Origin of the sequence: Pseudomonas citronellolis, from assembly GCF_029335315.1 — a bacterium.
Taxonomy (GTDB): Bacteria; Pseudomonadota; Gammaproteobacteria; order Pseudomonadales; family Pseudomonadaceae; genus Pseudomonas; species Pseudomonas citronellolis_A.
The window spans coordinates 1-14,719 of sequence record NZ_JARJLT010000321.1 but is presented as its reverse complement, the minus strand read 5'-3'; the positions used below and the strand labels follow the sequence as shown (position 1 = coordinate 14,719).

The following is a 14,719-nucleotide window of genomic DNA, read 5'->3' as shown; positions in this document are numbered from 1 at the left end:
CGCGGAGCCCACGAGGTCGCCGATGAAAGCCCAAGGCGCGTCGCCCTGGCGCGGTTCGGCCAAGCTGCTGCCGGCCCTGCTGTTCCTCGGCCTGTTCTTCCTCGCCCCGTTGATCGGCCTGCTGCTGCGCGGCGTGCTCGAACCCACGCCGGGCCTGGACAACTACGCCCAGCTGTTCGCCAACTCGGCCTATGCGCGGGTGCTGTTCAACACCTTCGCGGTGGGCGCGCTGGTCACCCTGATCAGCCTGCTGCTGGGCTTCCCCCTGGCCTGGGCGATCACCCTGGTGCCGCGCGGCTGGGGCCGCTGGCTGCTGAACATCGTGCTGCTGTCGATGTGGACCAGCCTGCTCGCCCGCACCTACTCCTGGCTGGTGCTGCTGCAGGCCTCCGGGGTGATCAACAAGGCGCTGCTGGCCCTGGGCGTGATCGACCAGCCGCTGGAGATGGTGCACAACCTCACCGGCGTGGTGATCGGCATGAGCTACATCATGATCCCGTTCATCGTGCTGCCGCTGCAGGCGACCATGGCGGCCATCGACCCGATGGTGCTGCAGGCCGGCTCGATCTGCGGCGCCAGCCCCTGGAGCAACTTCTTCAAGGTGTTCCTGCCGCTGTGCCGGCCGGGGCTGTTCTCCGGCGGGTTGATGGTGTTCGTCATGTCCCTGGGTTACTACGTGACCCCGGCGCTGCTCGGCGGCGCGCAGAACATGATGCTGCCGGAGTTCATCGTCCAGCAGGTGCAGTCCTTCCTCAACTGGGGCCTGGCCAGCGCCGCCGCGGCGTTGCTGATCCTGATCACCCTGGTGCTGTTCTACGTCTACCTGAAAGTGCAGCCGGAATCCCCGGTCGGCGCCAGTAACGCGAGGTAAGCCGCCATGCTGCTCTCCCCCAACGCCATGGGCCCGCGCCTGCGCGGCGGGCTGTACCTGGTCACCGGCCTGATCGCGCTGTTCCTGCTGCTGCCGATCGTGTTCATCGTGCTGCTGTCGTTCGGCTCGTCGCAGTGGCTGGTGTTCCCGCCGCCGGGCTGGACGCTGAAGTGGTACACCCAGTTCTTCGCCAACCCCGAGTGGATGGACGCGGCCCTGGCCAGCCTCAAGGTGGCGCTGCTGACCACCGTGTGCGCCGTGGCCCTCGGCCTGCCCACCGCCTTCGCCCTGGTGCGCGGGCGTTTTCCGGGCCGCGAGCTGCTCTACGGGCTGTTCACCCTGCCGATGATCGTGCCGCTGGTGATCATCGCGGTGGCGGTGTACGCGCTGTTCCTCAAGCTCGGCTACACCGGCACGCTGTTCGCCTTCGTGGTCAGCCACGTGATAGTCGCGCTGCCGTTCACCATCATCTCGATCATCAACTCGCTGAAGCTGTTCGACCAGTCCATCGAGGACGCCGCGGTGATCTGCGGCGCCTCGCGCCTGCAGGCGGTGTTCAAGGTGACCTTCCCGGCGATCCGCCCGGGCATGGTCGCCGGCGGGCTGTTCGCCTTCCTGGTGTCCTGGGACGAGGTGGTGCTCAGCGTGATGATGGCCAGCCCGACCCTGCAGACCCTGCCGGTGAAGATGTGGACCACCCTGCGCCAGGACCTGACCCCGGTGATCGCCGTCGCCTCGACGCTGCTGATCGGCCTGTCGGTCCTGGTGATGCTCGCCGCCGCGCTGCTGCGCCGGCGCAATGAAGTCAGCGCCTGAGCGCGAGGAGTCAGACAATGAGTGCCGTCATCCAAGAAGCCGCGCAGGGCGGGACCCTGGTCAGCCTGCGCAACCTGAACAAGCACTACGGCGACTTCACCGCCGTGGACAACATCAACCTCGACATCCGCGATGGCGAGTTCCTCACCTTCCTCGGCTCCAGCGGCTCGGGCAAGAGCACCACGCTGTCGATGCTGGCCGGCTTCGAGACGCCCAGCAGCGGCGAGATCCTGGTGCAGGGCCAGTCGCTGGTGAACGTGCCGCCGCACAAGCGCGACATCGGCATGGTGTTCCAGCGCTACTCGCTGTTCCCGCACCTGTCGGTGCGCGACAACATCGGCTTCCCGCTGGACATCCGCAAGCTCAAGGGCGACGAGCGCGAGCGCCGCGTCGAGGCGATGCTCAAGCTGGTGCAGCTGGGGCAGTTCGCCCAGCGCCGCCCGGCGCAGCTTTCCGGCGGCCAGCAGCAGCGCGTGGCGATCGCCCGCGCGCTGGTCTACGAGCCACGCATCCTGCTGATGGACGAGCCCCTCGGGGCGCTGGACAAGAAGCTGCGCGAGGACCTGCAGGACGAGCTGCGCCACCTGCACCGGCGCCTGGGCATCACCATCGTCTACGTCACCCACGACCAGGAAGAGGCCATGCGCCTGTCCCAGCGCATCGCCATCTTCAGCCACGGCAAGATCGTCGGTCTGGGCAGTGGCTACGACCTCTACCAGAACCCGCCGAACACCTTCGTCGCCTCGTTCCTCGGCAACTCCAACTTCCTCCGCGTGCAGGCCCAGGGCAACGCCGCGGCGCGCTTCGAGAGCAGCCTGCTGGGCATCCGCCCCACCGCCGGCGTGCGCGAGGGCCAGGAGCTGGTGCTGATGATCCGCCCGGAGAAGGCCCTGGCGCTGAGCGCCGATCAGGCCACCGCGCAACCGCTGGCGGCGGGCTGGAACGAAGTGGGCGCGACCGTGCAGGAAGTGGTGTTCCTCGGCGAAAGCCAGACCTGCAGCGTGACCACCCTGGGCGGCACCCAACTGACCCTCAAGGCGCTCTCCGGCGGGCAGCCGCTGCAACCGGGCAGCCCGGTGCGCGTGCGCTGGGCGGCGGCGGACGCCTGCGTCTACAGCGAATGGAACGAAAGCGACCTGGTCAAGGGCGCGCACTGAGCCGCTGAATTCCCTTTATCCTCCGGCCGTTGTGGCGGTCGGGGGCTTTTTTTTGCCTGGGCGAAAGACCCTGTGGCGCGCGCTCGCGGGCAGAGCTGGCTTTTCGTAGGAGCGAGCTTGCTCGCTCCTACGAAGGACACCTCGGCGCAGTTACAGGTTGACGCCAAGTCTCCCGTCCATGCCTGCCCGCCAATCCCACGCCCTTTCCCACAGACGAAAAAAAGCCCCGCCAGAGCTGCTCTCGGGGCGGGGCGGAGAGTGGAACGAGGAATCAGTCGGTCAGGCCCAGGCGGCCCTGCAGGCCTTCGCGGGCCTGGCCGCGGGTGGCCAGGCAGTAGTACAGCGGGCAGGTCACCAGCAGGCCGGCCAGCCAGGACAGGTCCACGCCCTGCAGGTAGTTGGCGTAGGGCCCGACGTACAGCGCGGTGTTGGCGAACGGCAGCTGCACCAGGATGCCGATGGCGTAGGCGGTGATCGCGTGCGGATTGAAGCGCCCGTAGACGCCGCCATCGGCGCGGAAGATCGAGGCGATGTCGTAGCGGCCGCGCTTGATCAGGTAGAAGTCGATCAGGTTGATGCAGGCCCAGGGCACCAGGACCAGCAGCAGGGTCAGGATCAACCCGATGAACTGCGCGATGAAGTTCGACGAGGCGCTCAGCGCCACCAGGCAACTGCCGGCCAGCACCACGCTGGACAGCGCCACCCGCACGCGCACGCTGGGCGTCCAGGCGGCGGCGAAGGTCTGGATCGAGGTGACGATGGAAAGTACCGCGCCGTACAGGTTCAGCGCGTTGTGGCTGATGATGTTGAGCAGGAACAGCACCATCAGCGCCGGGCCGAACACGCCGGTGGCCTGCTTCACCGCGGCCATCGCCTCGGTGCCCGCCGGGGTCGCCAGCACCGCCACGGCGCCGAAGCTGAAGGACAGGCTGGTGCCCAGCACCGCGCCGCAGAAGGTGGCGAAGAACGGCTTGGCGATGCCGACGCTGGCCGGCAGGTAGCGCGAGTAGTCCGAGGTGTAGGGCGAGAAGCTGACCTGCCAGATGATCCCCAGGCACAGGGTGGCGAGGAAGCCGGAGAGGTTGAACCCGCCCCGGCTGAAGAAGTCCGCCGGCAGCGCCTGGGAGAAGATCCAGGCGAAGCCCACCAGCAGCGCGCCGCCCATCACCCAGGTGCCGATGCGGTTGAGGGTGTGGATGAAGCGGTAGCCGATCACGCCGATGGCCGTGGCGCCCAGCGCGCCGAACAGGATGCCCGCCGGCAGCGGCACGGCCGGGGCGATGCTGTGGATGGATTCGCCGGCCAGGACGATGTTGGAAATGAAGAAGCCGAGGTAGATCAGCGCGGTGAAGAACACGATCAACAGCGCGCCGTAGCGGCCGAACTGGCCACGGCTCTGCACCATCTGCGGAATGCCCAGCTGCGGCCCCTGGGCCGAGGCCAGGGCGATGCCGACGCCGCCGAGCATGTGCCCGAGGAAGATCGCGAGCAGCCCCCAGAGCAGGTCCAGGTGGTAGACCTGGACCACCATGGCCCCGGTCACCACCGGCAGCGGCGCGATATTGGTGCTGAACCACAGGGTGAACAGGTCGCGCGCACGGCCATGGCGCTCGGCCGGCGGCACGTAGTCAACGGTGTGGTTCTCGATGAGCGGGGTGGACTCGGTCTGGGACATCTTCTGGCTCGCTGCGAATGGCCGGGTACGCCCACGAATCGCCGGGCCGGGCGCTGACGCGCGGCCACGGGCGATCCGCCACGGGGCGGACAGTCGGGGAACGGGATTGCAGGAATCAGGCCGCGGGCGGCCCGGCGACGGACCGGCGGTCCGCGTTCAGGGGCAACCTCGGGGGAGCTTCGAGCCAGGCCCGGTCGCGGGCGCAGCGGGGGTGCATCATGGACAGCATCTTCTTGTCTTCTTTATACGAAAGCCACGTGTGTAATCGCGTTCGACGGCGCGCCCGGAGGGGCTGGCAGGCATCGCCAAACTGAACACCATATTATGGTATTCCAAACTTCAGGCAAGCCTTTTCCACCAGACGGACCTCGCCCCGGCCCCACCCGGAAGCCCGCAACGGCGCCTCGCCAGACGTACGGGACCCAGTCTACGCGCGGCCTGCAGCAACCCACGCGACGTTCGTCGGCAACTGACTGACGGTCGCACAGGGGCTTGAACTTTAAGTATTACGGTATACCATCATACGAAAATAACTTCTCCAACCGCCCGCCCCCGTGGCAGCAGGTACCCGCAATGATCGACGCCAACCTCTACAAGCAAGTCATGGGCTCCTTCCCCTCCGGCGTAACCGTGATCACCACCCTGGACGAGGACGGCCAGTTGGTGGGCCTGACCGCCAGCGCCTTCAGCTCGCTGTCGATGGACCCGGCGCTGGTGCTGTTCTGCCCCAACTACACGTCCGACTCCTACCCGGTGCTGATCCGCCGCAAGCAGTTCGCCATCCACCTGCTCGCCGCCGAGCAGCAGCGCGAGGCCTACAGCTTCGCCAAGAAGGGCAAGGACAAGGCGCAGGGCATCGACTGGCAGCTGAGCGAGCTGGGCAACCCGCTGCTGGAAGGCGCGACGGCGGTGATCGAGTGCGAGCTGTGGCGCGAATACGAGGGCGGCGACCACGCGATCATGGTCGGCGCGGTGAAGAACCTGATCGTGCCGGAGCAGCGCGTGCAGCCGATGGTGTATTGCCGCGGGAAGATGGGGGCGTTGCCGGCTTTGGCGTGATGCCGATTTCCAGCTCTTGTACTTGTAGGAGCGAGCTTGCTCGCGAACCCCGCAGTCACCAGGTTCCCGCGTTCGCGGGAATGACGGGTGGGGTCAGGCGTTTCAGGATGACTCAGGATTCTCCCTTCGCTCAGGACAGCCCCCTCTCCCGCTTGCGGGAGAGGGCTGGGGAGAGGGCGCTCTTAACACCCGACACCGCAGCCCACCGGTAAACACCGTTCGCGAGCAAGCTCGCTCCTACGAAAAGCCTTCCCCGCTGCGGCTCAGGTCCTGAACCGCGACACCAGCCGGTTCAATTCCTCCGACAAGCCATTCAGCGTCTGCGCGTCGCCGCGCGTGGCGTCGGCCAGGCCGGCGACTTCCTGGGCGTCGTGGTGGATCTGGCTGATGTGCCGGTTGATCTCCTCGGCCACCTGGTGCTGCTCCTCCGCCGCCGTGGCGATCTGCGCGTTCATGTCGCGGATCACGTCCACCGATTCGCGGATCGCGCCGAAGCAGGCGCGCGCCTCGCGGATCGAGCCCACGGTGCGCTGCGAGGCCTCCAGGCTGGCCTGCATCTGCCGGCCGGTGTCGTGGGTGCGGCGGGCCAGGGTGCCGAGCAGCTGGTCGATCTCGCCGGTGGATTCGGCGGTGCGCCGGGCCAGCGCGCGGACCTCGTCGGCCACCACGGCGAAACCGCGGCCCTGGTCGCCGGCGCGCGCCGCCTCGATGGCGGCGTTGAGCGCCAGCAGGTTGGTCTGCTCGGCGATCGAGCGGATGGTGCCGAGGATCGACTGGATGTCGTTGCTGTCCTGCTCCAGCTGGCGCATGGAGCTGGCCGAGTGGGCGATCTCGTCGCTCAGACGGCCGACGCTGTCCACCGCCTCGTCGATCTGCTGCTGGCCGTCGTGGGCCTGGCGCTGGCCGCTGTCGGCGGAGGTTGCCGCCTGGCTGCAGGAGCGCGCGACCTCGTTGGCGGTCATGACCATCTCGTTGAACGCCGTGGAGACCATGTCCACCGCTTCGCGCTGGCGCGCCGCGGCGTCGGCCAGGGCCTGGGAGGTCTGGCTGGAGCTGCCGGAGCTCTGGTGGATGCTCGCCGCCGCCAGGCCGATGTTCTGCACCAGGCGGCGGATGGCGTCGAGGAACTGGTTGAACCAGCCGGCCAGTTGCGCCGTCTCGTCGCGGCCACGGATCTGCAGGCGCCCGGTGAGGTCGCCGTCGCCCTGAGCGATGCCTTCCAGGCCGGCCGCCACCGCGCGCACCGGGCGCACCACCAGGCCGGCGAAGAACGCGCCGACACCGGCGAAGCCCAGCGCGATCACCGCGGCGATCAGCGCGATCAGCCAGGTCAGGCGGGTCGCCGCGCCCATCACCTCGCTCTCCTTGATCAGCCCGACGAAGCGCCAGCCGAGGCTCTCCGAGGGCCAGACGTTGGCCAGGTAGCGCTCACCGTCGATAGCCACCTCGACCAGGCCCTTGTCGGCGCTGGCCAGGCTGGCGTAGCCGGCGCCCAGCTCGGCGAGTTTCTTGAAGCTGTGCTGCGGGTCGTGCGGGTCGACCAGGACGGTGCCGTCGCCCTCCATCAGCATCAGGTAGCCGCTGCTGCCGATCTTCATCGCCTTGACGATGTCGGTCAGGCGCTTGAGCGACACGTCGATGTTGACCACCCCGCCCTGCTCGCCGAGGCGGTTGGCGAAGCTGCGCACGGTGCTCACCAGCACCACCTTGTCCGCCGCCCAGTAGTAGGCCTGGGTGCGCAGGGTCTTGCCCGGCTGGGCCATGGCCGCCTGGTACCAGGGGCGGCTGCGCGGGTCGTAGTTGCTCAGCTGGTCGTCGCCCGGCCAGAAGGCGTAGCCGCCCTCGCGGGTGCCGAGGGACACGTAGGCGTAGTCCGGGTGGCTGTGGGCCAGGCCGGTGAACAGCTCGAGCACCTGGCGATCCTGCTCGCCGGCTGGATGCCGCGCGGCGTCGCCGCCGATGTACTGCTTCAGGCCGGTGTCGATGGCATGCAGCTGCGGGTGGCTGGCCAGGTACTCGACGTTCTGGCTGATGCCGTCGAAGAACAGCTGCATGGCGTTCTCCACCTGGCGGATTTCCCGGCCGCTGCCGTCGATGAAGTTCTGCCGCGCCTCGCCGCGCAGGTTGAGGATCACCAGCAGCGCCACCAGCAGGACCGGCAGGCTGGCGATCGCGGAAAAGGCCAGGATCAGTTTTTGTTTGAGGTTCATCCTTACTCCCTTGGGGCTGCCCGTGGACAGAAACGCCTTGCAGATATTCCGTATTATGGTATACCAATAAACCACGGATACCCAGCGCCTCGATGGCCACCTGCCATGACCGCGCCAGCTCCCCGAAGCAGCGGTGCGCGCAGGCGCACCCCACCCGCCGGCCGCACCCGTGCCGGAAACAAGAAAGGTTCGAGGTAAGCGATATGAAATTTTCCCTGTTCGTGCACATGGAGCGCTACGACGAGCAACCCAGCCATCGCCAGCTGTTCGAGGAACTCACCGAACTGACCCTGATGGCCGAAGCCGGCGGCTTCAGCACCGTGTGGATCGGTGAGCACCACGCCATGGAATACACCATCTCGCCCAGCCCCATGCCGCTGCTGGCCTACCTGGCCGCCCGCACCGAAACCATCCGCCTGGGCGCCGGCACCATCATCGCGCCCTTCTGGCACCCGATCCGCGTCGCCGGCGAATGCGCCCTGCTCGACGTGATCAGCAACGGCCGCATGGAAGTGGGCCTGGCCCGCGGCGCCTACCAGTACGAGTTCGACCGCATGGCCGGCGGCATGCCCGCCTCCAGCGGCGGCCAGGCGCTGCGCGAGATGGTCCCGGTGGTCAAGGCGCTGTGGCAGGGCGACGTCGCCCACGACGGCGAGATCTGGAAGTTCCCCACCTCGACCTCCTCGCCACGGCCGATCCAGAAGCCCACCCCGCCGATGTGGATCGCCGCCCGCGACCCGGACTCGCACAACTTCGCCGTGGCCAACGGCTGCAACGTGATGGTCACGCCGCTGATGAAGGGCGACGAGGAAGTCGTCGACCTGAAGAACAAGTTCGAGGCCGCCCTGGCCAACAACCCCGGCGTGCCGCGCCCGCAACTGATGGTGCTGCGCCACACCCACGTGCACACCGCCGACGACCCGCAAGGCTGGAAGGTCGGCGCCGAGGCCATCTCGCGCTTCTACCGCACCTTCGACGCCTGGTTCGGCAACAAGCAGACCCCGGTCAACGGCCTGCTGCCGCCCAGCCCCGAGGAGAAATTCAAGGACCGCCCGGAGTTCGAGCTGGAGAACATCCGCAAGAACACCATGATCGGCACCCCCGAGGAAATCATCGCGCGCATCCGCCAGTACCAGGAACTGGGCGTCGACGAGTTCAGCTTCTGGGCCGACAACAGCCTGCCCTACGAGCAGAAGAAGAAGTCCCTGGAGCTGTTCATCAAGCATGTGGTGCCGGCCTTCCGCTGAGCGCCCGCCCAGGCTTCGCACGCACGACGCCGGTCAGGTAACTGACCGGCGTTTTGCATTCGGCCCTGGCTCACCGGGAGCCGGCGAGGAAGCCGAGCACGATCGCCGGGGGTTGGAGGCCAGGCGCGAACGGGCCCACTCGCACCAGAGCGTCAAGGCCATCGCCCACGGCCCGGGCTTCTTCGACGTCGGCTACTTCGGCCGCTTCTTCCGCACGCACACGCAATTGACCCCCAGCGAATTCCGCCAGCAGGGCGCCGCCTGACGCGGCCTGCAATCCGCATATTCATTTAAAGAATAATAAAGTCAGAATTTATTCTTTTTTACTGAAACAGCGATTCCTCTATAACTGTGCCTGCATCGGCGGCCAGCCACTGTTGCGCAGCCAACAGTTGCCCAGCAGCAAGTTTCCGCCAGCCAACAGTTCGCCCAGCAACACTTGCTGGAAACCCATGCGAATCAACGAATTAAGTCCTGGCACAGGTCTTGCGAAAAGGACCTGGACCCGCCCTGTCGTCAGGGCAACAGCACAGGAAACCCAGACATGACCGCCCCCTTGAAAGTGGTCGCCGTATCCGGCGGCGCCTACCGTCCCTCGCGCACCCTGGTCCTGACCGAGGCGATCCTCGCCGAGATCGGTCGCCACCTGGACGCCGACATCCAGCTCATCGAGCTGGCCGACATCGCCCGCCCGGTGGGCGGCGCGCTGAGCCGCGCCGAGCTGTCGGACGAGGTGGAAGCGCAGCTGCGCGCCATCGAGGCGGCCGACCTGCTGGTGGTGGCTTCGCCGGTGTATCGCGGCTCCTATCCGGGGCAGCTCAAGCACCTGTTCGACCTGATCGGCCAGGACGCCCTGATCGGCACCCCGGTGCTGCTCGCCGCCACCGGCGGCAGCCAGCGCCACGCGCTGGTCATCGATCACCAGCTGCGCCCGCTGTTCAGTTTCTTCCAGTCGCTGACCCTGCCGCTGGGCGTGTACGCCAGCGAGGCCGACTTCACCGACTACCGGGTCACCTGCGAGCTGCTCCAGGCGCGCATCCGCCTCGCCGTGGAACGCGCCCTGCCGCTGTTCGGCGGCCAACGCGCACTGCGCCGCAGCGCCTGAGGAGCCGACCGATGAACGTATTCTGGTTCCTCCCCACCCACGGCGACGGCCACTACCTGGGCACCAGCCAGGGCGCGCGCCCGGTCAGCCTGAACTACCTCAAGCAGATCGCCCAGGCCGCCGACGGCCTCGGCTACCACGGCGTGCTGATCCCCACCGGGCGCTCCTGCGAGGACTCCTGGGTGATCGCCTCGGCCCTGGCGCCGCTCACCGAGCGCCTGCGCTACCTGGTGGCGATCCGCCCGGGGATCATCTCGCCGACCGTTTCCGCGCGCATGGCCGCGACCCTCGACCGCCTCTCCGGCGGCCGCCTGCTGATCAACGTGGTGACCGGCGGCGACCCCGACGAGAACCGTGGCGACGGCATCCACCTGAGCCACGCCGAACGCTACGAAGTCACCGACGAATTCCTCCGCGTGTGGCGCCGGGTGCTGCAGGGCGAGTCGGTGGACTTCGCCGGCAAGCACATCCAGGTGGAGAACGCCAAGGCGCTCTACCCGCCGGTGCAGAAACCCTACCCGCCGCTGTACTTCGGCGGCTCCTCCGAGGCCGCCCACGAGCTGGCCGCCGAGCAGCTGGACGTTTACCTGACCTGGGGCGAACCGCCGGCGGCGGTGGCGGCGAAGATCGCCGACGTGCGCCAGCGTGCCGCGCGCCACGGGCGCACGGTGAAGTTCGGCATCCGCCTGCACGTGATCGTGCGGCCGACCGAGGAAGAGGCCTGGAAGGCCGCCGACCAGCTGATCGAACACATCTCCGACGACACCATCGCCGCCGCCCAGCAGTCCTTCTCGCGCTTCGACTCCGAAGGCCAGCGGCGCATGGCCGCGCTGCACGGCGGGCGCCGCGACCAGCTGGTGGTGGCGCCGAACCTGTGGGCCGGCGTCGGCCTGGTGCGCGGCGGCGCCGGCACCGCGCTGGTGGGCAACCCGCAGCAGGTCGCCGAACGCATCAAGGAATACGCCGACCTGGGCATCGACAGCTTCATCTTCTCCGGCTACCCGCACCTGGAGGAGGCCTACCGCTTCGCCGAGCTGGTCTTCCCGCTGCTGCCGGAACCCTACGCCAGCCTGGCCGGGCGCGGCATGACCAACCTCACCGGGCCGTTCGGCGAAATGATCGCCAACGACGTCCTGCCCTCCGCGCAGAAGCAGTCGGCATGAGCCTGTACGAGGAGTCGCCCGTGAGTTCATCCACCCAGGCCGCCGTGCTCTCGCCGTTGCAGCTGGCCCGCCAGCTGGCCGCGGAGTTCGCCGAAACCGCCGTCGAGCGCGACAAGCTCGGCGGCACGCCGAAGGCCCAGCGCGACGCCCTGCGTCGCAGCGGCCTGCTCGGCCTGATCATTCCGCAACAGTTCGGCGGCCTCGGCGCCAGCTGGAGCGAAACCCTGGAAGTGACCCGCGAATTCGCCCGGGTCGACAGCTCCATCGCCCACGTGTTCGGTTTCCAGCACCTGATGCTGGCCACCGTGCGCCTGTTCGCGCGTCCCGAACAGTGGCAACCGTGGTTCGAGCAGACCGCCCGCAAGAACTGGTTCTGGGGCAACGCGCTGAACCCGCTGGACACCCGCACCGTGGTGAAGAAGTTCGACGGCTGGCGTGAGTTCTCCGGCAAGAAGAGCTTCTGCTCCGGCGCCAGCGACTCGGAAATGCTCATCGCCTCGGCGGTGGACGAGAGCGCCGGCGGCAAGCTGCTGATCGCCGCGATCCCCAGCGGCCGCACCGGCATCAGCCTGCACGACGACTGGGACAACATGGGCCAGCGGCAGACCGACAGCGGCAGCGCCACCTTCGAACGGGTGCGCGTGGAGGAAGCCGAACTGCTGCTCGACCCCGGCCCGCTGAGCACGCCCTTCGCCTGCCTGCGCCCGCTGATCGCCCAGCTGCTGTTCGCCAACCTGTTCCTCGGCGTGGCCGAGGGCGCCTTCGCCGAGGCCCGCCAGTACAGCCTCAAGGAAAGCCGCCCGTGGTTCCGCTCCAGCGCCCGCAGCGTCGGCGAGGACCCTTACGTGCTGCGCCACTACGGCGAGTTCTGGGTCGGCCTGGAAAGCGTGCGCCTGCTGGTGGAGCGCGCCGCCGCGCTGCTGGACGAGGCCTGGCGCAAGGAACAGGCGCTGGGCAGCGAGCAGCGCGCGCAGCTGGCGGTGGCCATCGCCACCGCCAAGGTCGCCGCCAGCCGCACCGGCCTGGACATCTGCAACCGCCTGTTCGAGGTCACCGGCGCGCGCGCCACCCACGCTTCGCTGCGCTTCGACCGCTTCTGGCGCAACCTGCGCACCCAGACCCTGCACGACCCGCTGGACTACAAGCTCCACGAGTTGGGGGACTGGGCGCTCAACGGCACGCGCCCGACACCGACCTTCTACTCCTGAGCGAGACAGACCATGCAACTGCTGACGCTGCCCCCTTCCCCCGCCCTGGCCACTTCGATCCGGGCCACCGCGCAGGTCTTCGAGGACCCGAAATCCCAGGCGCTGCTGGCCCACCTGCAGCGCGTGGCGCCGAGCGAGGCCAGCGTCCTGATCATCGGCGAGACCGGCACGGGCAAGGAACTGGTGGCGCGGCACATCCACAACCTCAGCGGGCGCCGTGGCGGACCCTTCGTCGCGGTGAACTGCGGGGCCTTCTCCGAATCGCTGGTGGAAGCCGAGCTGTTCGGCCACGAGAAGGGCGCCTTCACCGGCGCCCTCTCGGCCAAGGCCGGCTGGTTCGAGGAAGCCAACGGCGGCACCCTGTTCCTCGATGAGATCGGCGACCTGCCGATGGCCATCCAGGTCAAGCTGCTGCGCGTGCTGCAGGAGCGCGAGGTGGTGCGCCTGGGCTCGCGCAAGAGCATCCCGATCAACGTGCGGGTGCTGGCGGCGACCAACGTGCAGCTGGAGAAGGCGATCAACGCCGGGCACTTCCGCGAGGACCTGTACTACCGCCTGAACGTGGTCACCCTGCAACTGCACCCGCTGCGCGAGCGCCCCGGCGACATCCTGCCGCTGACCCGCCACTTCATCCGCAGCTACAGCGAGCGCCTGGGCTACGGCCAGGTGCAGCTCAGCGCCGAGGCCGAGCGCAAGCTGGTCGGCTATGGCTGGCCGGGGAACATCCGCGAGCTGGAGAACGTCATCCACCACAGCCTGCTGACCTGCCGCGACGGCCTGGTGCGCGAGGACGACCTGCGCCTGTCGAACCTGCGCCTGGAGCGCCAGGAAGAGGCGCCGGCGAACCCCTCGTCCGGCTATTCGACGACCGCCACCGGCGGCGCCGGCGAGTCCGCCGACGAGCTGCTGCAACGCGCCTTCCGCCGCCTCTTCGAGGAATCCGGCGGGGCCCTGCACGAGCGCGTCGAGGAAGGCCTGCTGCGCGCCGCCTACCGTTTCTGCCACCACAACCAGGTGCACACCGCCAACCTGCTCGGGCTGTCGCGCAACGTCACCCGCACACGCCTGATCGCCATTGGCGAGCTGGTGGTGAACAAGCGCCGCGGCGTCGATGTGGACCTGGACAACCGCGTAGTGCGGCTGTCCATCTGAATGCCTTTGGCACCAACCCCCTCAGACGCCGACCAGGCTAACCCGGTCGGCCAGGCGCCGCGCCCTTTCCAGTACCACCTCGCGCGCTTGCACGGGCGCCGCCACGCGTAGCCGCAGGCTGCCCAGCGAACGGCCCTGGATGCGTTCCAGGCTGGCTTGCAGCAGGCGCACCTCGTAGCCCAGCTCGCGACCGATGGCCGCCGGTTCCGGCTCACCCACCCCCGCCCCGCTGTAGTACAGGTCGAGCAGCAGGCCCTCGCCCGCCGCTTCGCCCTCGGCGTCGTGCTGCAGGGTGCCGAGCAGGCTGCGCGTCACCTCGTGGCGCGGGTCGCCGAACACTTCCCAGACCTCGCCCTGCTCCACCACCCGGCCGCGTTCCAGCACCACCACGCGGTCGCAGAGGTCGCGGATCACTTCCATCTCGTGGGTGATCAGCACGATGGTCAGGCCGAGGCGGCGGTTGATGTCGCGCAGCAGCGCAAGGATCGACTGGGTGCTTTCCGGGTCCAGCGCCGAGGTGGCCTCGTCGCACAGCAGCAGGTCCGGTTGCAGCACCAGCGCGCGGGCGATGCCGACGCGCTGCTTCTGCCCGCCGGAAAGCTGCGCCGGGTAGGCCTCGCGCTTGTCCGCCAGGCCCACCAGCTGCAGCAGCTCGGCGACCCGCCGCTCGCGCTCGGCGCGCGGTACGCCGGCCAGGCGCAGCGGCAGAGCGACGTTGTCGCCGACCGTGCGCGAAGCCATCAGGTTGAAGTGCTGGAAGATCATCCCGGTGCGCCGGCGCAGCTGCGCCAGGCGCGCGTCGTCGAAAGCGCCGATGTCCTCGCCGTCGACCAGCACCTGGCCGGCGCTGGGCCGTTCCAGGCGGTTCAGCGAGCGCAGCAGCGAGGACTTGCCGGCGCCGCTGCGGCCGATGATGCCGAAGACCTCGCCACGGCGGATCTCCAGGTCGATGCCGTGCAGCGCCTGGACCTCCTGGCGCCCGGCCAGGTAGTGCTTGCCCAGGCCCTGCAGGCGGATGTGGGTGGCAGCCGTGAGCGGCTGCGAGTTGAAGCTGAC

13 protein-coding genes and 1 pseudogene are annotated in these 14,719 nt (G+C 68.4%); 10 read left to right on the top strand and 4 right to left on the bottom strand.

What is annotated here, in order from left to right; genetic code table 11:
* Window positions 1-22: 22 nt before the first annotated feature.
* Genes P3W75_RS24005 through P3W75_RS23995 form a run of 3 tightly spaced genes read left to right on the top strand, consistent with a single transcriptional unit; the run spans window position 23 to window position 2,844 of the window.
* On the top strand, window positions 23-871 hold the full coding sequence (locus tag P3W75_RS24005; RefSeq protein WP_276229818.1) for an ABC transporter permease: 849 nt from the start codon (window positions 23-25) through the stop codon (window positions 869-871).
* A gap of 6 nt (window positions 872-877) precedes the next feature.
* Window positions 878-1,687, top strand: coding sequence for an ABC transporter permease (locus P3W75_RS24000; RefSeq protein WP_276229817.1), 810 nt, complete (start codon window positions 878-880; stop codon window positions 1,685-1,687).
* Between the two features lie 17 nt (window positions 1,688-1,704).
* Window positions 1,705-2,844: an ABC transporter ATP-binding protein gene (locus P3W75_RS23995; RefSeq protein ID WP_276229816.1), complete on the top strand. Its 1,140-nt coding sequence runs from the start codon at window positions 1,705-1,707 to the stop codon at window positions 2,842-2,844.
* Window positions 2,845-3,115: 271 nt separating this feature from the next.
* Here P3W75_RS23995 and P3W75_RS23990 read toward each other — a convergent pair whose 3' ends face one another.
* The gene (locus P3W75_RS23990; RefSeq protein ID WP_276229815.1) at window positions 3,116-4,519 is read right to left on the bottom strand and encodes a purine-cytosine permease family protein; all 1,404 of its coding nucleotides are present in this window, start codon (window positions 4,517-4,519) and stop codon (window positions 3,116-3,118) included.
* Between the two features lie 573 nt (window positions 4,520-5,092).
* On the opposite strand from P3W75_RS23990, the gene P3W75_RS23985 reads away from it, so the two are divergent.
* Complete coding sequence (locus P3W75_RS23985; RefSeq protein WP_276229814.1) at window positions 5,093-5,578, top strand: flavin reductase family protein; 486 nt, start codon at window positions 5,093-5,095, stop codon at window positions 5,576-5,578.
* Window positions 5,579-5,841: 263 nt separating this feature from the next.
* Here the strand turns inward: P3W75_RS23985 and P3W75_RS31970 are convergent, their stop codons facing one another.
* Window positions 5,842-6,570, bottom strand: coding sequence for a methyl-accepting chemotaxis protein (locus tag P3W75_RS31970; protein WP_430765407.1), 729 nt, complete (start codon window positions 6,568-6,570; stop codon window positions 5,842-5,844).
* Window positions 6,571-6,699: 129 nt separating this feature from the next.
* Window positions 6,700-7,632 (bottom strand): annotated as a pseudogene (locus tag P3W75_RS31965) (cache domain-containing protein); the annotation flags it as partial.
* Between the two features lie 359 nt (window positions 7,633-7,991).
* Here P3W75_RS31965 and P3W75_RS23975 point away from each other — a divergent pair.
* The 6 genes from P3W75_RS23975 to P3W75_RS23950 all read left to right on the top strand — a co-directional run bounded on the left by P3W75_RS23975 (window position 7,992) and on the right by P3W75_RS23950 (window position 13,663).
* The gene (locus tag P3W75_RS23975) at window positions 7,992-9,035 is read left to right on the top strand and encodes an LLM class flavin-dependent oxidoreductase (protein ID WP_276229812.1); all 1,044 of its coding nucleotides are present in this window, start codon (window positions 7,992-7,994) and stop codon (window positions 9,033-9,035) included.
* Window positions 9,036-9,147: 112 nt separating this feature from the next.
* Entirely contained in the window at window positions 9,148-9,300 is a 153-nt protein-coding gene (locus tag P3W75_RS23970) for a helix-turn-helix domain-containing protein (protein ID WP_276229811.1), read from the top strand.
* 279 nt (window positions 9,301-9,579) lie between these two features.
* Window positions 9,580-10,140, top strand: coding sequence for an FMN reductase (gene msuE / locus P3W75_RS23965; RefSeq protein ID WP_276229810.1), 561 nt, complete (start codon window positions 9,580-9,582; stop codon window positions 10,138-10,140).
* Between the two features lie 11 nt (window positions 10,141-10,151).
* Entirely contained in the window at window positions 10,152-11,303 is a 1,152-nt protein-coding gene (gene ssuD, locus P3W75_RS23960) for an FMNH2-dependent alkanesulfonate monooxygenase (protein ID WP_276229809.1), read from the top strand.
* Between the two features lie 20 nt (window positions 11,304-11,323).
* Complete coding sequence (locus P3W75_RS23955; protein ID WP_276229808.1) at window positions 11,324-12,511, top strand: acyl-CoA dehydrogenase family protein; 1,188 nt, start codon at window positions 11,324-11,326, stop codon at window positions 12,509-12,511.
* A 12-nt stretch (window positions 12,512-12,523) separates the two neighbouring features.
* On the top strand, window positions 12,524-13,663 hold the full coding sequence (locus tag P3W75_RS23950) for a sigma-54 interaction domain-containing protein (protein ID WP_276229807.1): 1,140 nt from the start codon (window positions 12,524-12,526) through the stop codon (window positions 13,661-13,663).
* A gap of 21 nt (window positions 13,664-13,684) precedes the next feature.
* On the opposite strand, the gene P3W75_RS23945 is transcribed toward P3W75_RS23950, so the two are convergent.
* Window positions 13,685-14,719: methionine ABC transporter ATP-binding protein (locus P3W75_RS23945; protein ID WP_276229806.1), on the bottom strand; the 1,035-nt coding region annotated here is incomplete at its 5' end.